The sequence below is a fragment of the Fictibacillus aquaticus genome, from assembly GCF_002245695.1.
Lineage (GTDB): Bacteria > Bacillota > Bacilli > Bacillales > Fictibacillaceae > Fictibacillus > Fictibacillus aquaticus.
Genome location: NZ_NOII01000053.1, coordinates 5,217 through 5,464 on the forward strand (window position 1 = coordinate 5,217; position 248 = coordinate 5,464).

Genomic DNA, 248 nt, shown 5'->3' on the forward strand with positions numbered 1-248 from the left:
ATAAAGCTCATAACTTCTGTCCTTATTCCAAAGCGACGAGAGGAAATATCGACGTGACGCTTGAGGTGTCCACTCAATAAATCCAAAAAGAGGGAGTGCGGTTATGGAGCCGGTTTATATTACTGCCGTTTTAAAAGCGAAGCAGGGAAATGAACAGAGACTGTATGAAGCACTCTTAAAAGTTGCATCTCCTTCACGTGATGAAGCAGGGTGCCAAGAATACAGGCTTCATCAGTCAGCAGAGGACA

The 248-nt window shown here is 44.4% G+C and carries 1 protein-coding gene and 1 pseudogene; both read left to right on the forward strand.

What is annotated here, in order from left to right; all coding sequences use genetic code 11:
• Positions 1–80 (forward strand): annotated as a pseudogene (locus CGZ90_RS21135) (Organic hydroperoxide resistance protein OhrA); the annotation flags it as partial.
• Positions 81–103: 23 nt separating this feature from the next.
• The coding region (locus tag CGZ90_RS21325) for a putative quinol monooxygenase (protein WP_205727429.1) at positions 104–248 on the forward strand (145 nt) is incomplete at its 3' end.